9 protein-coding genes and 1 pseudogene are annotated in these 16,488 nt (G+C 31.4%); 7 read left to right on the top strand and 3 right to left on the bottom strand.

Going from position 1 to position 16,488, the window contains the following annotated elements:
- The first annotated feature begins 147 nt into the window (after nt 1-147).
- From rocD to WBQ70_RS12295, 4 genes and pseudogenes are all read left to right on the top strand, one after another.
- Nucleotides 148-1,398: an ornithine--oxo-acid transaminase gene (gene rocD / locus WBQ70_RS12310; protein ID WP_423914667.1), complete on the top strand. Its 1,251-nt coding sequence runs from the start codon at nt 148-150 to the stop codon at nt 1,396-1,398.
- A gap of 411 nt (nt 1,399-1,809) precedes the next feature.
- Entirely contained in the window at nt 1,810-2,604 is a 795-nt protein-coding gene (gene cobA, locus WBQ70_RS12305) for a uroporphyrinogen-III C-methyltransferase (RefSeq protein ID WP_423914691.1), read from the top strand.
- A 119-nt stretch (nt 2,605-2,723) separates the two neighbouring features.
- Nucleotides 2,724-2,933: pseudogene (locus WBQ70_RS12300) on the top strand (hypothetical protein); the annotation flags it as partial.
- A 321-nt stretch (nt 2,934-3,254) separates the two neighbouring features.
- Nucleotides 3,255-3,698 carry a response regulator gene (locus WBQ70_RS12295; protein ID WP_423914664.1) on the top strand — a complete coding sequence of 148 codons (444 nt, stop codon included), beginning with the start codon at nt 3,255-3,257 and terminating at the stop codon, nt 3,696-3,698.
- A gap of 243 nt (nt 3,699-3,941) precedes the next feature.
- Here the strand turns inward: WBQ70_RS12295 and WBQ70_RS12290 are convergent, their stop codons facing one another.
- Together WBQ70_RS12290 and WBQ70_RS12285 are read right to left on the bottom strand one after the other, a co-directional pair.
- Nucleotides 3,942-8,687, bottom strand: a complete 4,746-nt coding sequence (locus WBQ70_RS12290) for a PAS domain S-box protein (RefSeq protein ID WP_423914661.1) — start codon at nt 8,685-8,687, stop codon at nt 3,942-3,944.
- A gap of 192 nt (nt 8,688-8,879) precedes the next feature.
- Nucleotides 8,880-9,728: an SDR family oxidoreductase gene (locus WBQ70_RS12285; protein ID WP_423914659.1), complete on the bottom strand. Its 849-nt coding sequence runs from the start codon at nt 9,726-9,728 to the stop codon at nt 8,880-8,882.
- A gap of 580 nt (nt 9,729-10,308) precedes the next feature.
- Between WBQ70_RS12285 and WBQ70_RS12280 the strand changes: the two genes are divergently transcribed.
- Both WBQ70_RS12280 and WBQ70_RS12275 read left to right on the top strand, forming a co-directional pair.
- On the top strand, nt 10,309-10,824 hold the full coding sequence (locus WBQ70_RS12280; protein WP_423914656.1) for a phosphoheptose isomerase: 516 nt from the start codon (nt 10,309-10,311) through the stop codon (nt 10,822-10,824).
- Nucleotides 10,825-11,074: 250 nt separating this feature from the next.
- Nucleotides 11,075-13,390, top strand: a complete 2,316-nt coding sequence (locus WBQ70_RS12275; protein ID WP_423914653.1) for a glycosyltransferase — start codon at nt 11,075-11,077, stop codon at nt 13,388-13,390.
- A gap of 93 nt (nt 13,391-13,483) precedes the next feature.
- Here the strand turns inward: WBQ70_RS12275 and WBQ70_RS12270 are convergent, their stop codons facing one another.
- Nucleotides 13,484-14,941 carry a glycoside hydrolase family 130 protein gene (locus WBQ70_RS12270; RefSeq protein WP_423914650.1) on the bottom strand — a complete coding sequence of 486 codons (1,458 nt, stop codon included), beginning with the start codon at nt 14,939-14,941 and terminating at the stop codon, nt 13,484-13,486.
- A 271-nt stretch (nt 14,942-15,212) separates the two neighbouring features.
- On the opposite strand from WBQ70_RS12270, the gene WBQ70_RS12265 reads away from it, so the two are divergent.
- On the top strand, nt 15,213-16,283 hold the full coding sequence (locus WBQ70_RS12265) for a DNA topoisomerase IB (protein ID WP_423914647.1): 1,071 nt from the start codon (nt 15,213-15,215) through the stop codon (nt 16,281-16,283).
- The last annotated feature ends 205 nt before the right edge of the window (nt 16,284-16,488 follow it).

Below are 16,488 nucleotides of genomic sequence, written 5' to 3'. Positions count from 1 at the left end.
CTTTTGACTTTATAATTTTTAAATTTTAGACTTACTTACACGATTCAACAGCGAATAAAGATATAAAAATAGATTAAGTATTTGAATGTTTGTGCCTCGGTGTATTTATCACTAATTTTGCATTTTAAATGACTCAAAAATAACATCATGCAACAAGTACAAGATCAACTTTCATCGAAATCAGAAGTATTAATAGCAAAAGAAAATAAATATGGCGCTCATAATTATCATCCTTTGCCTGTGGTGCTAGATAGGGGAGAAGGCGTTTTTGTATGGGATGTTGATGGTAAAAAATATTATGATTTTCTTTCGGCTTATTCAGCTGTAAATCAAGGGCATTGCCATCCTAGAATTGTTGGAGCAATGATAGAGCAAGCGCAAAAATTGACTTTGACTTCTCGTGCTTTTTATAACGATCAATTGGGTATTTATGAAGAGTATGTGACAAAATATTTTGGTTTTGATAAAATTTTACCAATGAATACTGGTGCCGAAGCCGTTGAGACAGCTTTGAAATTATGTAGAAAATGGGCGTATGAAGTGAAAGGAATTGCTGAAAATCAAGCGCAAATTATTGTTTGCGAAAACAATTTTCATGGAAGAACGACTACGATTATTTCGTTTTCAAATGACGAAGGTGCTCGAAAAAATTTTGGTCCTTATACAGAAGGTTTTGTGAAAATTGCTTATGATGATATTGATGCTTTGAAGAAAGTATTGGAATCCTCTTCAAACATCGCTGGATTTTTGGTAGAGCCTATTCAAGGTGAAGCTGGAGTTTATGTGCCTACAGAAGGTTATTTGACGAAAGCCAAAGCATTATGCGAAAAACACAATGTATTGTTTATTGCTGATGAGGTACAAACAGGAATTGCACGTACTGGAAAATTGTTAGCCGTACATCACGAAAATGTGCAACCTGATATTTTGATTTTAGGAAAAGCACTTTCGGGAGGAGTTTACCCCGTATCGGCTGTTTTGGCTAATGATGGGATTATGAATGTGATTAAACCAGGGCAACACGGTTCTACTTTTGGAGGAAATCCTGTGGCTGCTGCCATTGCTATTGCAGCTTTGGAAGTAATCAAAGACGAAAATCTAGCGGAGAATGCGGAACGTTTGGGAATAATTCTAAGAAATGGACTAAACGAAATTGCGAAGAAGAATCCGTTAATCACTTTAGTAAGAGGTAAAGGATTGTTGAATGCGATTGTAATTGATTGTGATGAAGAATCCGATTTGGCTTGGGAAATTTGCTTAAAATTTAGAGATCTAGGTTTATTGGCTAAGCCTACACATGGTAATAAAATCAGATTAGCACCGCCATTAGTAATTACCGAAGAGCAAATAAAAGATTGTTTGAGCATTATAGAAAAAGCGTTACAAGCTTTTGTATAATAAACACAAATAGAAATTAAAAACAATCGCTAATTGCTTGCCTATTCGCTAGCGGTCGGGTCGCAGATTTTAAATATTTATATAAAGTAATAGGTATGAATAAATTTGCGCTAATTCCGCTTAAAGCAGATTATTTAAAATTATAAAAATAATTAGCAAATTAGGGGTGGAATATTCTAGTCGGTTTTATATAATTGTATGAAATAGTTGCTAAAAGAAAGATTTTGTTTCGGTAGTACTTAAAATTTGAGCTATTTTTTAGTTTTTATTACGTATTAATACTTATATTTGTCTAAGTATTTACGTAGTAAAGCTAATTTAGTAATCAAATTTAAAAATAGAATGGTCGATTTTTTACGTCAAAAGTTAGAACACGCCATTGCTGTTTTTAAATTTTTAAATGAAAATAATATGAATAAGTCAAATACACCTAAGTTAACGATTGTAGGGGCAGGACCAGGAGATGTTGAGTTGATTACACTGAAAGCTATAAAAGCGCTACAAGCTGCTGATGTGGTATTGTATGATGCTTTGGTAAACGAAGACTTATTGCAATATGCTCCTGATGCTGAAATTGTTTTTGTGGGTAAACGTCTAGGATGTCATGCTTATACGCAAGACCAAATTAATGCGCTAATAGTGTCCATGGCACAACAACATGGACATGTCGTACGCTTAAAAGGTGGCGATCCTTTTGTTTTTGGAAGAGGTAGTGAAGAAATTGAATATGCACAACAATTTGGTTTAGAAACCGCTATTGTTCCAGGAATATCTTCTTCGATGGGAGTTCCTGCATTAAACGGTATTAGTTTGACACAACGCAAAGTCGCTGAAAGTTTTTGGGTAATTACTGGAACAACCTCAGATCATAAATTGTCTAAGGATGTGACTTTAGCCTCGCAATCATCAGCAACCGTCGTAATCTTAATGGGAATGCACAAGCTAAACGAAATTGTATCTGTTTATCAATCTAACAGAACGGATGATTTGCCTATTGCGATTATTCAAAACGGTACAAGAGCCGATCAAAAAAAAGTAATAGGCACGATTAGTTCGATTACAGATTTAGTGCAAGACGAGCAAATTTCCTCTCCAGCGATTATTGTGATTGGCAAAGTAGTCGGGAATATTGCTAAATTGACGGAATACTTAGTAGAAGAAAATATAGAAGATGAATTTGTATATCAAAATTTAAGTTTGAGTTAAAAAGTCATTACATTATAGAATAAGGTAAAAGGTTAGATTCGTCTAGCCTTTTTTTGTGGGCTTTCGCCAAAGCAGATTAGGATTGGGGTAAAAAAAAGTTTTTTCACGAAGAACGCCAAGAGAAAACACTGAGAATCACAAAGGTTTTAAAACCAAATGGGGAGGTGAAAAAAAAGCACTATTTTTTATACATTGCTGTCCGAATTTTTATATCAGTCATCAGTGTTAAAAAAAATAACTTTTCAATAGATGAAAGTATTTTATCGTTTTTTAGAAGGAGGAATTATAACCAAAATGGAAGGAGTGAAATTGGTACATCAATTTATTGAATATTAAAAGGTTGCCACCTTTTTTGTGATTTTTACTTTACTACTTTTATATTTTCGACTTGCTTAATTTATTGAATAACGGTAATTTTTATTTTATATTTCAAATAATATAATACGTTAAACTTTAATGAAAACGAAAAAAATAATTTTTTTGTCACTTAAATAGAATATCTTTGGTTTAAGTAAAATTTCTTAAAATTTGTACTGTCCATATAACAGATGATGTTTTTACTATTGGTTTTTAATCATTTCTCATTAGTGTTATATTTCAATTTCACAGTTTTTTATCAAAATAGTTAAACAATACATAATAAATTTTCTATGAGTAAGAGTCTTTTAAATATTTTTTTAGCGGATGATGATGAAGATGACAGGATGTTATTTAGTGAAGCTTTAGAAGAAATATCTTTAAAGACGACTTTATCTTTATTTTCTCATGGACAAGAACTACTGGATTATCTCTTTCAACCAGATATTCAGCTTCCCAATTTTATTTTTTTAGATTTAAACATGCCTATTAAAAATGGACTACAATGTTTGACTGAGATACGAAGTAATCCCAATCTTAAAGAGCTTAATGTAGCTATATATTCAACTTCTTCTTCTCAATATGATATTGATGAGTCTTATTTGAATGGTGCTAATCTTTATATTAATAAACCTAATAGTTTCACTAAATTACGGGAAGTAATTGAAAAGGTACTAACTCGCAATGAGGAGATGAATTTATCTGCTGTATGCAAAGAGAACTTTCTATTTCGCTAATGGGTTTTAAACAGTTTTAGACACTACTAAGCAGATTCATAATAATACACTTATTGTTTATTTTGAATCTGTTTTTATGTTTAAAATCTTTTCGTATTTTTTTAGAAATGACATTAGATGTACCATACACAAATCAATATAGACCATATTATTCATCGTTACTCCAAACGAGAAAGGGAGCGATGAATAATATGGGTTAAATTTTATTTATGTTTTAAATTTTGTAAAATTTTAGAACGAGTATCATGAAGGTATGTATATATCAAATGTAGCTCCTTGGTTCAATTTCCCTTTTGCTAGAATAATTCCATTATGATTTTCTACAATTTTTTTGACAATGGCCAGACCTACTCCTGTCCCTGCATATTCTTCCTTGCTATGTAAGCGTTGAAAAACTAAAAATATTTTCTCACTATATTCTTCATTGAACCCGATCCCATTATCAACTACACTTATATGTATATAGTTATTGTTTTTTGGAAGATTAAGATTTATCAGTGTTACATCATTAATATTTTCACAATTAATTTTTATATGAGGTGCTCGATCTTGGCTAGCAAATTTTAGTGAATTACTTATAAGGTTAAAAAGTAATTGTCTGAATTGGAATGGAATCACTTTCACATCACACATTTCGCCTATTTCTAAGAAAGCGTCTTTTTGTTGTAATTCCTCTTTTAGATCTTCTTTAATTTCTTTAATAATAGCTTCTAAGTCAGTACTTTCAAATATTCTTTGTTGAGTGCTTGTTCTAGAGTATGCTAATAAATCTTGAATAAGTGTTTGCATTCTAAAAGCTGCATTTTGCATACGTTGAAATTTATCTTTTCCGTTTTCTGATAAATTTTTCGATTCACGCTCTATTATTTGAGATGCAAAAGTTTGAATTTTACGTAACGGTTCTTGTAAATCATGACTAGAAATATAAGTAAATGATTGGAGCTCTTTATTCATCTTTTCAAGATCAATATTTTTTTGATTTAATTCACTTGTCCTTTGTGATACCTGCTTTTCTAATTCATCTGTAAACATTTTTTGATCTTGAATATCCGTACTAGATCCTACCCACATAGTAATTATTCCATTCTCATCTTTTTGAGGTATGGCGCGACTTAATTGCCAGCGGTATTGTCCATCATGTCTTCGAAAACGGTGTTCCAATAAAAAATCTTTACCTGTAGTTATTGATTGTGTCCATTTCTCTATGTTTTTTTGGCGGTCGTCGGGATGCACTATTTGTAACCAACCATCGTTAAGTATTTTTTCCAAAGATAAACCTGAAAAATCAAAAACAGATTGATTGTAGTAATTTATATTACCTTGAGGATCAGCAGTCCAAATGTGTTGTGGCATGGAATCTGCAAGCAATCGGAATTTAGATTCACTTTCTTGTAAAACCTGCTGATATTTTTTCTCTTCAGTAATGTCCCGTAATGTTCCTAGTTTCTTAACAGGCTTATTATCTTTGTCAAAAAATACTTTCCCCTGTGTTCTTATCCAGCAGATTGTTTTATCCAGTTTAACGACACGAGCCTCGTAACTATAAACACCAGTTATCATTGCTTCATTAAAAGCTTTTTCAACTATAATGTGAATATCCTCAGGATGTATCTGACTACGCATTTGTGAATGTGAAATTAATGCAGATTCATCATGACCAAAAATTACTGCTAGACGTGGGGAGTGGATAATATTTTTAGTATTTAAATCCAATTCCCAAGTAGCAAGTTCTGTAGCTTCTGCTGCTAAACGACTTCTTTCTTCGGCATCTTCTAGTTTTATTCGGGCTTCTACTTTATCCGTTACATCATTTACAGTAATCATAATTCCAGAAACGGTACCATCAGGTTCAAATAAGGCTGCATATTCAAAATCAAGATAAAATTTCTTTGTCCCATCATCTCCTTGTACAAAAGCAACAGATTCTTTTTCGCTGTGTGTTTTACCTGTTGTAAATACTTTGTTAAGTAATTCGGGGTATTTTTGTTTTTTTAATTCTGGAAAAACTTCTAAAATTGATTTACCAATGACATCAACCTCTTTTTTATGCCAAATATTTTTAAACATTACTGTATTTGCCGATTCAATAATAAAATCCTTACCTCTTAAAATTGTCATTGGTATTGGTGACAACATCACCATGGTGCGGAAATTTTTTTCACTTTCTTCCAATAAAAGTTTTGCTTTAACAGTTTCAGTGACTTCGGTAGCTACTACCATAATGCCTGAAATTTCTCCATTATCTTCTTTCAAGGGATGATAAACTAAATTGAAAAAGGCTTTTTCTAATTTCCCCTTACGCTTGAGCATAACAGGTAAATCTGCTGAATAAAATGCTTTTTCATAGGTTATAACTTCTTGAAATAAGGGTTCAACTATACTTTTAACTTCAGGTAATATTTTAAATAGAGGCTTGCCTATAAATTCCCCTTCTTTTTTATCAATTAGTAAAAGATAATTTTCATTAGCCATTTCAACAATATAATCTGTACCTCTGAAGATTGCTATACCTAATGGTGCTTGTTCCACAGAATCACGGAATCGTTTTTCGCTTTCTTCCACTTTTTGTTTTGCTTGATGCAATTCTGTAACCTCTGCTGCAGTATTCATTACTCCATATACTTTTCCCGCTGAATCAAGTAAGGGGGTAAAGCTGTAATTAAAATAATGAGGTTTTAAAATGTGATTTATTTTTATATCAACCCGCTGGTTTTTTGCATGATATGGAATTCCTGTAGCATATACTCCACGTACTTGTTCAAATATTTGTTGGTTTTGAAGTTCAGGCAAAATATCGGTGTATAATTTTCCAATTACATCATTTCCTTTGCCCCAAGCATTCAATATGGATTGATTAGCAAGTGTGATACGCATTTCTTTACCCGTATATACTCCTATTGGAAAAGGGGCGCTTTCGACTAATGTGCGTATATTTTGCTCACTTTCTTCTACTTTTTTTCTGGCAAGCACTTGTAATGTTACATCAAAACCAATCGCCATAATGCCATTGATTTTTCCATCCATATCATATAATGGTTCATAAGAAAAATTGATATAAACATCCTCCATCGAACCATTTCTCAATAATTGGACAGGCAGTTCAGGAGCAGCAAAACGGTTTCCAGTGTTTTTTACCTCATCTAGTAGTTCTTTTATTCCTTGTGGCAAAAGTTCAGGCATTGTCGTAAATATAGATTTGCCTACAATTTCTTCTTTAGTTCGTCCCCAAAGTTTCAGTGCATTTTCATTGGCAATTTCAACTACATAATTTTCTTCGCGAAAAATAGCTATTGCAATAGGCGCCTGCAAAATCATGAGTTTTAAATTGGTTTCACTTTCCTTAACTTTCTCACGGGATAGCACCTGTTTGGTATTGTCAACAACCCATATAGCTATTTTTGTCACGTTGCCTTTTTCATCTTTTACGGGAGCATACACAAAAGTCACATAGTTGTTTTCTTCTTTATCATTACGAATGCTCTTAAACCCCACTTCGTTAGCATAATATGGAATTCCAGTTGTTTTTACATTCTCAAGTGCTTCCTCATAATCTACTTTTGATTCTGCAAAACTGTCCCAAAAGTGTTTGCCTACAATAGCTTCATGATGCTTGTCAGCCATTTCCATAAACTGCTCATTTACATTTTCACATATTAACGTATCAGCATCTAGTAAGCATATCCCAATAGGGGCTTCAAGGATCATATTACTTAAAAGCTGTTGGCTTTTGCGTCTTGCCATGGTTTTGCAAGTTATATCTTCGAGTGTACCATTCAGTCGATAAGCAATTTTATCATCATTAAACCAAGCGCTACCTTTTGCATGTACAATAATTTCATTTTTTAAAATAGGGTTTATAATGGTATATTCCACATCATAATTCCCACCCGATGAATATTGTAAAGCTTTTTGAATAGCCGAGGCTACTAATTCTCTATCACTTTCAGCAATGGTGTTAAGGACATCAGTAAGTTCAGTTTCATTTTCTTCTTGTATACCAAACCATTCTTTTAGTCTGCTGTTTGCCGAAAATGTATTGGATAATGGGTTATAATCCCAAGTTCCTAATTGGGCTGCCTCAATAGCAAATTCTAATTGTTCTTTGTTTTCTTTTAATTGTAACTCAATGTTCTTTTGATCGGTAATATCGACACATGAACTTATATAGCCTGCAAAACTACCATCTGATCGGAACCTTGGTGGTCCTTGTGCTAATAGCCAGCGGTATTCCCCATCAGTATTTAAAACTCTAAATTCTCCTGTAAATGGTTCTCTTTTTTTAAAAGCTTCTAGGTAAATATTTACATATGTTTCTTTATCTTCTGGATGCACTAGATCTAGCCATCCAAATTCCAATAATTTATCTAAAGGTCGGCCTGTAAGTTCGACCCAAGCCTTATTAAAGTACGAGGCATTGCTATTTTCATCGCTTACAGCAACATAAATATTTGTTCCTTCGGCCATTGTACGAAATCTTTCTTCACTTTCTTGTAGATCTTCAACAGCTTTCTTTTTAGCAGTGGTTTCAATAACAGTAACCAATACACCGCCCACTTCACCATTTTCCATTCTGATAGGGCTATAAGCAAAATCAAAGTAGCAATTTTCTATAAAACCATTTCGGTCAAGTGGTAACATAAAGTCTGGAAAACCAACAGGAGTACCGTTCATCACTCCATCAAACATGGACTCAATAATATGCCATATTTCTGAAAAAGTTTCTCTAGAACTTATTCCTAAAGCTTGTGGATGTTTTGTTGCGCCTAATATAGGTCTATAACCATCATTATAAATTTGGGTGTATTCTTTTCCCCAAGCAATATACATTCCAAAGGGGTTATCCAACATCACAGACACCATTGTTTGTAGACTTTGAGGCCAATTTTTAGGTTCGCCTAAAGGGGTTTTGCTCCAATCTTTTGCTCTTATGAGTTTCCCCATTTCTCCACCGCCTTCAAGAAAATAATAGTCCGCCATTTTAGAGATCATCTGATTAGTTTTAGATTATAAAATTATCATTATTAATAAATTGAACTGATATCAAATATAATCCTTTTTGTATGAAATTATTAATGCTATTGAGAATTATAATAGGGATTTTTAAAGCTATTATTAATAATATTCTAATAAAATTTATTAGCTCACCCATTGTTAACATTGATTTAATGCATGAAATATTGTTTATCCATTAATAATTTCACCACCATTTATATGTATGAATTGTCCAGTGATATAACTACTGTCTTCTGACGCTAAAAAGACATATGCTGGACCTACTTCGCAAGGTTGACCTGCTCTTCCCATAGGAGTATCTTTTCCAAATTGGGTTACATCATCAAAACTAGAAGGAATTAATGGAGTCCAAATGGGACCTGGAGCAACGCCATTTACACGTATTTTTTTTGCTGCTAATTGTGCGGATAATGACCTTGTGAAACTAACAATTGCACCTTTAGTACTTGCATAATCAACAAGATATTCACTACCTCTATAAGCTGTAACTGAACTAGTATTTATAATGACATCGTCTGAAGTAAGATATTCTAAAGCAGCTTTTGTTAAATAAAAATAGGGATAAATATTAGTTTCAAAAGTTTTTAATAATTGCTTTTTATCGATGTCTAATAAAGAATCTTGAGGGAACTGTACTGCAGCATTATTCACAACAATATTTAATTGACCATATTCTTCTATACATTTTTCTACACAAAATTGACAATTAGTTTCTTCTGTTAAATCTTTTTTTATGATGATACATTTTCTGCCCATATTTTCAATTTGTGTTTTGACGGACATTGCATCTTTAGTTTCACTTAAATATACAAGTACAATATTTGCGCCTTCTTTTGCAAAATGTAAAGCGGCACTCGCTCCTATACCACTGTCACCCCCGGTAATAAGAGCGACTTTGTTATTTAATTTCCCTGAACCATTATAACTTTTGCGTATTAAAATTGGTTCTGGTTTCATTTTATTTTGATCTCCAGGAAGTTCTTGTTGCTGAGGAGTAAATTCTTTTTCTTTTTTCATAACGTGTTCTTTTTTTTACTTTACAAAGTAAAAAGCTCTTTCAGTTAGAAATGGTTGCAAATGAAAAAAAAAGTAACCCAATTGACTTTTTTGTTGTCTAAATGAAAATAACTAATAAAGTGTAAGTCAGTCTAAAGTTTTTAAGTCATAAAGTCAAAAGATCAAAAAACTAAATAACATAATCTTATGTTGTTTTATTGAATTTAAAAAACAACATTGAATAAAATCCATTACTTACAATTATAATATCCTGTTGTATTTGAAAATGCAACTATTTTTTGGAGATACAATAAGACTACTTATTATTTCAATTCAATATCAAGAAGCGAAGGTTGAAAGAAGCAAAATGTTGTATGAGGGAATCCTCCTTTGATTGGGTTAATAAATTTCTCTTTAAAGATAATTATTGGAATTCTAAGTTTATAAATTAGCTACACTGTTATAGCTTGTAAAATGGAATAGCATTTTCAAAACCTATAATGAAGTGAATAGTAGCAAAAAAAAAATATACTTAAAGAGAAGGGAATAGATGTGAAAAATAAAGTTAGTCCTTCCTAGTTTTGACAAAAATAATAAAATTATGAATTTTAATAAATTTAAGGAATTAGAAAAAAAGGTTGTTTTTGAACAAATTGCTTCCTTTTTAAAACGTGAAAACTTAACTATAATAGAACAAGATCAAACCCGACCTTGGGGAGGTTTCTTTGTAATCGATGAACAACAAACAAAATCGTTTATACTCAAATTTTTTCCAGATATGAACCTATCGGAAATGCAATTATCGAACAAGTTAAGTCCGAAGATTTTGATTATTGCACCACATAAACGTTTGTCTTGGCAATATCATTTTAGAAGATCTGAAATTTGGAGAATCCTTTCGGGATCAGTTGGTGTGAAAACTAGCGTAACAAATGAAGAGGATGAACTTCAAACCCTCCTAGAAGGTGATGTTATAAAGATTGATAAAGAAGAACGTCATCGTATTATAGGTTTAGATTCTTGGGGAATTGTAGCTGAAATTTGGCAACACAATGATTCTGAAAATCCGTCTGATGAAGATGATATAGTACGTTTGCAGGATGATTTTGGAAGGTGATTTTTTTTTGATAGTAATAGCTAGATTTATTTTTGAATCTATTAAAATATAATTTACTTTCAAAAATATGTTTTCAAACTCATACAAGCGTATTCAAATTGGATTGGGTTAAGATTTTTTTTTTTTAAGATAATCATAGCGTTTTTAAGGTTATAAATTAGCTTGAATGTTCCTGCTATAAATCCAATATAGTTATAACGACATTATTAAATGTAAATAGTGAAATAAGGAGAAACAAAATTTTGAACCCATGAGAACCGAAAAAAATATAAAAAGTAAAGTCATTGATATGCCTTTGCAAAAAGACAAAGTAAGAAATAAAATTAGCATTATAAAGACCAAGAGGACAACTATTCCTAAAATACTACTTATTGCTACATACCCACCTAGAGAATGTGGTATTGCCACTTATACGTATGATTTAAAAGAGGCATTAGATACTAAATTTGATAACTCCTTAGATATACGAATTGGAGCACTAGAAAGTAGCACAGATTGTCATAATTATAAACCGGGTGAGGTGGATTTCGTTTTGACTACTGATGATGCTGAATCTTATAAATCAGTGGCTCAAACTATAAATAGGGATCAAGATATAGGTATTGTTATGATTCAACATGAGTTTGGATTGTTTAAAAACAATGAAGAATCATTACTTAATTTTTTAAACGAAATTAGAAAGCCCATCATTATTGCTTTTCATACTGTATTGCCAAATCCTAATAAAATATTGGAGAAGAATGTTAAAGACTTGGTCGCTTTAGCCAATACCGTTACAGTAATGACAAAATCATCAGCTGAATTATTAATAGATACTTACGGAGTAGATGAAAACAAGATAAAAATAGTATCTCACGGAACTCACTTAGTAAAACATCAAGAAAAATCTATCCTCAAAGAAAAATATAATTTGCTAGGAAGAAAGGTCATTTCGACTTTTGGTTTTTTGGGACCTGGAAAAAGTATCGAGACCACTCTAAATGCTTTGCCCGAAATTATAAAAGAGCATCCTGATATACTTTTTTTGATAGTAGGAAAAACACATCCAAGTTTATTCAAAGAGCAAGGAAATGCTTATATGGAGAGTTTGCAACAACAAGTTGATGACCTAAAAATAAATAATCATGTTCAATTTGTAAACAAATTTGTGCCCCTTTCAGAGTTGTTAGAATATTTACAATTGTCAGATTGTTATGTGTTTACTTCTAAAGATCCCAATCAAGCGGTTAGCGGCACTTTTTCATATGCTGTTAGCTGCGGTTGTCCTATACTTTCTACTCCTATCCCACATGCCATGGAAGTATTAAGGGATGGTGAGGGATTGTTATTTGATTTTGGAAATTCTAAACAATTAGCTGAAAAAATGAATCAGTTATTGAAAGATGAGGATTTATTATATAGTATGAAAATGAAAGGATTACATGCTTCTTCTTCTACGTCTTGGGAAAATGCAGCAATTTCACATGCACATATTTTTGCTGATAATATTCCAAACAATGTACAGTTAAAATATAAAAAGCCAAAAATCAATTTAGAGCACTTAGTTGCAATGACAACTCATGTTGGAATGATTCAGTTTTCTAAAGTAAATTCACCCGACTTAGATTCTGGTTATACTTTAGATGATAATGCCAGAGCACTTATAACAATTTGTGAATATTATAAATTTACTAAAAATCAAGAACAGTTAAAATTAGCAAAAACCTATATTAATTTTATTTTAAATTGCCAACGTGATAATTGTTTATTCTTAAATTATGTAGATAAAGATAAAAAATTCACTAATCAAAATGATGAGGTAAACTTAGAAGATTCTAATGGAAGAGCTATTTGGGCTTTGGGATATGCCTATTACTTAATGGAAGAAAGTCTGGATATTGATACTACTTTATACCAAAATGTACGATGGGCTATTAACCGCTTTAGTAAGGAACTACACTCTTTTAATTCCCCTAGGTCCCTTGCTTTTATTATTAAAGGATTGTATTTTTTTAATTTAAAAGAAAATAATGCAAATAACACTGAAATTATAAATAAAATAGCGCGAAAACTTACGGAACTTTATGAGTTTAATCATGAAAAAGAGTGGAAATGGTTTGAACCTTATCTTACATACGGAAATAGTGTTTTGTCCGAAGCGCTACTATATGCATGGAAAGCTACTAAGGATCATAAATTTAAAGAGATAGCAAAAGAGTCTTTCGATTTTTTACTATCCAAAATTTTTGTAAATAATAGCATTAGAGTAATTTCTAATCAAAATTGGTTAATCAAAGGAACGGATCAAAAAACAGTTAAACCAGGCGGAGAGCAACCCATAGATGTTGCCTATACTATTTTGGCTTTAAAACAATTTCATAACCAGTACCCATTTGAAGGATATGATGACAATATGGAAATTGCTTTTAGTTGGTTTTTGGGTAATAACCATTTAAAACAAATTGTTTATAATCCTTGTACGGGAGGTTGCCACGATGGAGTGGAGGAATTTAATGTGAATTTGAATCAAGGTGCGGAATCTACAATTAGTTATTTGTTAGCGAGATTAGCTTTTGAAGAAATGTAGTTAGGAATAAAAAAAGTTTATTGAAAAGAATTTCAATAAACTTTTTTTATTTAAAAATAATGAGGCATTATTAACCTGTAGGCAATGAAACATTTACTCTTTTAGTTTTCTTAATAAATCATCCATATTTACAGTGACGTAGGAAGAAGCATAATCTGATACGGCATAAGGTAAGATTAAATGATTATTATGAATTAGGCTACCACAAGAATAGACCACATTAGGTACATATCCATCTCTTTCTTCTTCTAAAGGGGTTAAGAGAGGTTCTTTTAATCTTCCAATTTCAACAGTTGGATCTTCTAAATCTAATAAAGAAACACCAATACAATATCGTCTCATAGGACCTACACCATGAGTAATAAGTAGCCATCCTTGGTCAGTATATAAGGGAGAACCACAATTTCCTATTTGAGTAAATTCCCATGGGAATTTAGGTTCTTGAATTTTTATAGGATCATTCCAAAGGGTGATTCTGTTAGAATAAAAAAGGTAATTGTTCACTCCATCTATTCTTGCTAACATAGCGTATTTGCCTTTGATTTTTCGCGGAAAGAGCGCAAAATTTTTGTTCTGTGCGCCATAGCCATGCATAGGCATAATGCGAAAATTGATAAAATCGGTTGTAGAAAGTAATTTAGGAAGTATGGTAAAACCATCATAGGCAGTGTAAGTTGCGTAGATGGTTTCAGTACCATCATCATCTGTAAAACGTACAAATCTAGCATCTTCAATCCCTCTGCTTTCAGAGGATGAGATAGGTAAAATAGCTCTTCCTGATATTTTAGAATCTTCATGGAATTGAATATCATAATAAGAATTTACTAACCAAGTCATCTCTTTTAATGCTTTTCTTTTTTGTTCATCAATTTCATGAGCCATTATTCTTCTAACAGCTTCCTTCAAGGTATAATATTCAAAACGATTTGGCAACTCATTCATTATTGGATCAGAATATTCTTTAGGGATATTCATTTCTTCCATTTTCTTCATAAATCTTTTTTTGTTATAAGATTTTTTCTTAGAAATAGTAGGGAGGTCAATATGTTGCTGAGGTTCCACCATTTTGAGATTATTTGAAGAATCTAATACTCCCTTTCTAAAAACGATGGAAGATAAATGTCCTTCGCCAGTAGCCCTAAATGAAAGTATCACTCTTTTTTCACCCTCAGATAAAAAAGATTGATCAAAATCCTCTACAATGGAAGGGTTGAATAAGGCAGCAGCTTCTAAAGAATATTCCAAGGTAGAGTAGGAGCCTATTAAAAGACGTCTTTCCATTGACAACTTGTTATAATTTATACCTATCGAATTGATTAAGTTTTTATAATTATTTGCATGTTTTAAAAATATCTCCGTAATATTTCGATGCCGTCCTCTAAATTCATCAAAAGTAATTTCGAGCTCTTGCTTGACCATTTCTTCGTTCAAGCTCATTATTCGATTTACTAAATTAATAGTTCTTGTATCTCCGTTGTTAAAAAAACGGGCTACAACTCTACTGGAATCAGGTTTAAAATAAAGGTCTTTACGAGTTACTGGTATTGGCATTGTAATATTTTGTTTAATACGTTACTATGTTTTATTGCTTTAAAGCGATTTTAAATCTATTAAAAAATAAATATTTGTATTAATCGTAAAAGAAAAAATATTAACTCAATTGCTTTTTGGAGTATATAGATGATATTATTTTTTTATTAAGGCTTGGATTTTTAGAGCATTTTTTATCGTTAAAGAGTTAATTTAATATTTAGTTCTAATTTATATTTATAGAGTATATAATTAAATAAAATTATTGAAAAACATCTTAGATTTCATTAAAATGAGAACTCAAAAAGTAGCACTAGTACAATCATTTCCTCAAACCGAAGATTTAGTATCTGATTATAATCTTGAATATACGCATGAATGCGATTTAGCTATTGTTAGAAAAAGACAAGGCAAAGGTTTTGTTTATTTTAAAGGAGATAAAGAAATTTTACAAAAAAAACAGCTTCAACGTATACAAAGTTTAGTTATTCCACCTATATGGAATGAGGTAAAAATTAGCTGTATTGAAAATAGTCATTTGCAAGCTGTGGGGAGAGATGCAAAAAGTAGAAAACAATATATTTACCACTCACAATGGAATAAATTTAGAAATACAACTAAGTTCTGTAAGATGTATTCTTTTGGCAAAAAATTACCTATGTTAAGAAAACAAATCGAGCTTGATTTGAACAAAAAAGGATGGCATAAAGAAAAAGTAATCGCACTCGTTATTCGTATGATGGAATTAACCCATATACGAGTAGGGAATAGCTATTATGAAAAAGAAAATAAATCATACGGTTTAACCACCTTAAGGAAAAGACATATTACTATAGGTAGTACTAAAATGAAAATTCAGTTTAGAGGTAAAAAGGGTATTGAGCATAATATTACCGTACGCAATAGAAAACTTATAAAATTAATCCATCGGTGTGAGGAACTACCAGGTTGGGAGTTGTTCAAATATATTGATGAAAATGGAGAAAGAAGAACGGTTAAGAGCAATCATGTAAATGAATATTTACAGAATATATGTGGTGCTAAATTTACTGCCAAAGATTTTAGAACATGGTCAGGATCAGTTAGTTTTTTCAATACATTACTTGAATGTGATCACACGAAATCTGAAGATGAAATCAAAAAGAATCTTTTGAAAGGATATGAAGAAACTGCAATTGCATTAGGGAATACTAAAAATGTATGTCGCAAATATTATGTACACCCAGTTATTGTAGAGACTTATCAAATGGGTAAATTAAACCGTGTTTTTAATAGGATTAAAAAAAATAATGTAATCAATCCTTATTTTTCTGCATCAGAAAAAGAGATCTTGAAACTTTTTAAAAACTATACTCCTTCTTAAAATAAAAATAAGATAAAAAAGCGTTTTTTTAACTCATTAGGTGATACGTTAATTATAGTAACAATTTCAGTAACTATGTCGATGACCTTTTAAGAAATGCATTTTTTTGTCAAAAAATACAAAAATTATTCATTCGTGTTAGAACCCTTTGTAAAATAGTAAAGGTGAATTCTTCATGAATTCACCTTTACTATTTTTTAGATTC

The sequence above is a fragment of the Flavobacterium sp. genome, assembly GCF_049590715.1.
Lineage (GTDB): Bacteria > Bacteroidota > Bacteroidia > Flavobacteriales > Flavobacteriaceae > Flavobacterium.
The sequence above is the reverse complement of the archived record's forward strand: the minus strand, read 5'-3'. Positions and strand labels throughout refer to the sequence as shown.

Coding starts and splice junctions, on each gene's coding strand:
- rocD (WP_423914667.1), top strand. CDS start 148: ATGCAACAAGTACAAGATCAACTTTCATCGAAATCAGAAGTATTAATA.
- cobA (WP_423914691.1), top strand. CDS start 1,810: ATGAATAAGTCAAATACACCTAAGTTAACGATTGTAGGGGCAGGACCA.
- WBQ70_RS12295 (WP_423914664.1), top strand. CDS start 3,255: ATGAGTAAGAGTCTTTTAAATATTTTTTTAGCGGATGATGATGAAGAT.
- WBQ70_RS12290 (WP_423914661.1), bottom strand. CDS start 8,687: ATGATCTCTAAAATGGCGGACTATTATTTTCTTGAAGGCGGTGGAGAA.
- WBQ70_RS12285 (WP_423914659.1), bottom strand. CDS start 9,728: ATGAAAAAAGAAAAAGAATTTACTCCTCAGCAACAAGAACTTCCTGGA.
- WBQ70_RS12280 (WP_423914656.1), top strand. CDS start 10,309: ATGAATTTTAATAAATTTAAGGAATTAGAAAAAAAGGTTGTTTTTGAA.
- WBQ70_RS12275 (WP_423914653.1), top strand. CDS start 11,075: ATGAGAACCGAAAAAAATATAAAAAGTAAAGTCATTGATATGCCTTTG.
- WBQ70_RS12270 (WP_423914650.1), bottom strand. CDS start 14,941: ATGCCAATACCAGTAACTCGTAAAGACCTTTATTTTAAACCTGATTCC.
- WBQ70_RS12265 (WP_423914647.1), top strand. CDS start 15,213: ATGAGAACTCAAAAAGTAGCACTAGTACAATCATTTCCTCAAACCGAA.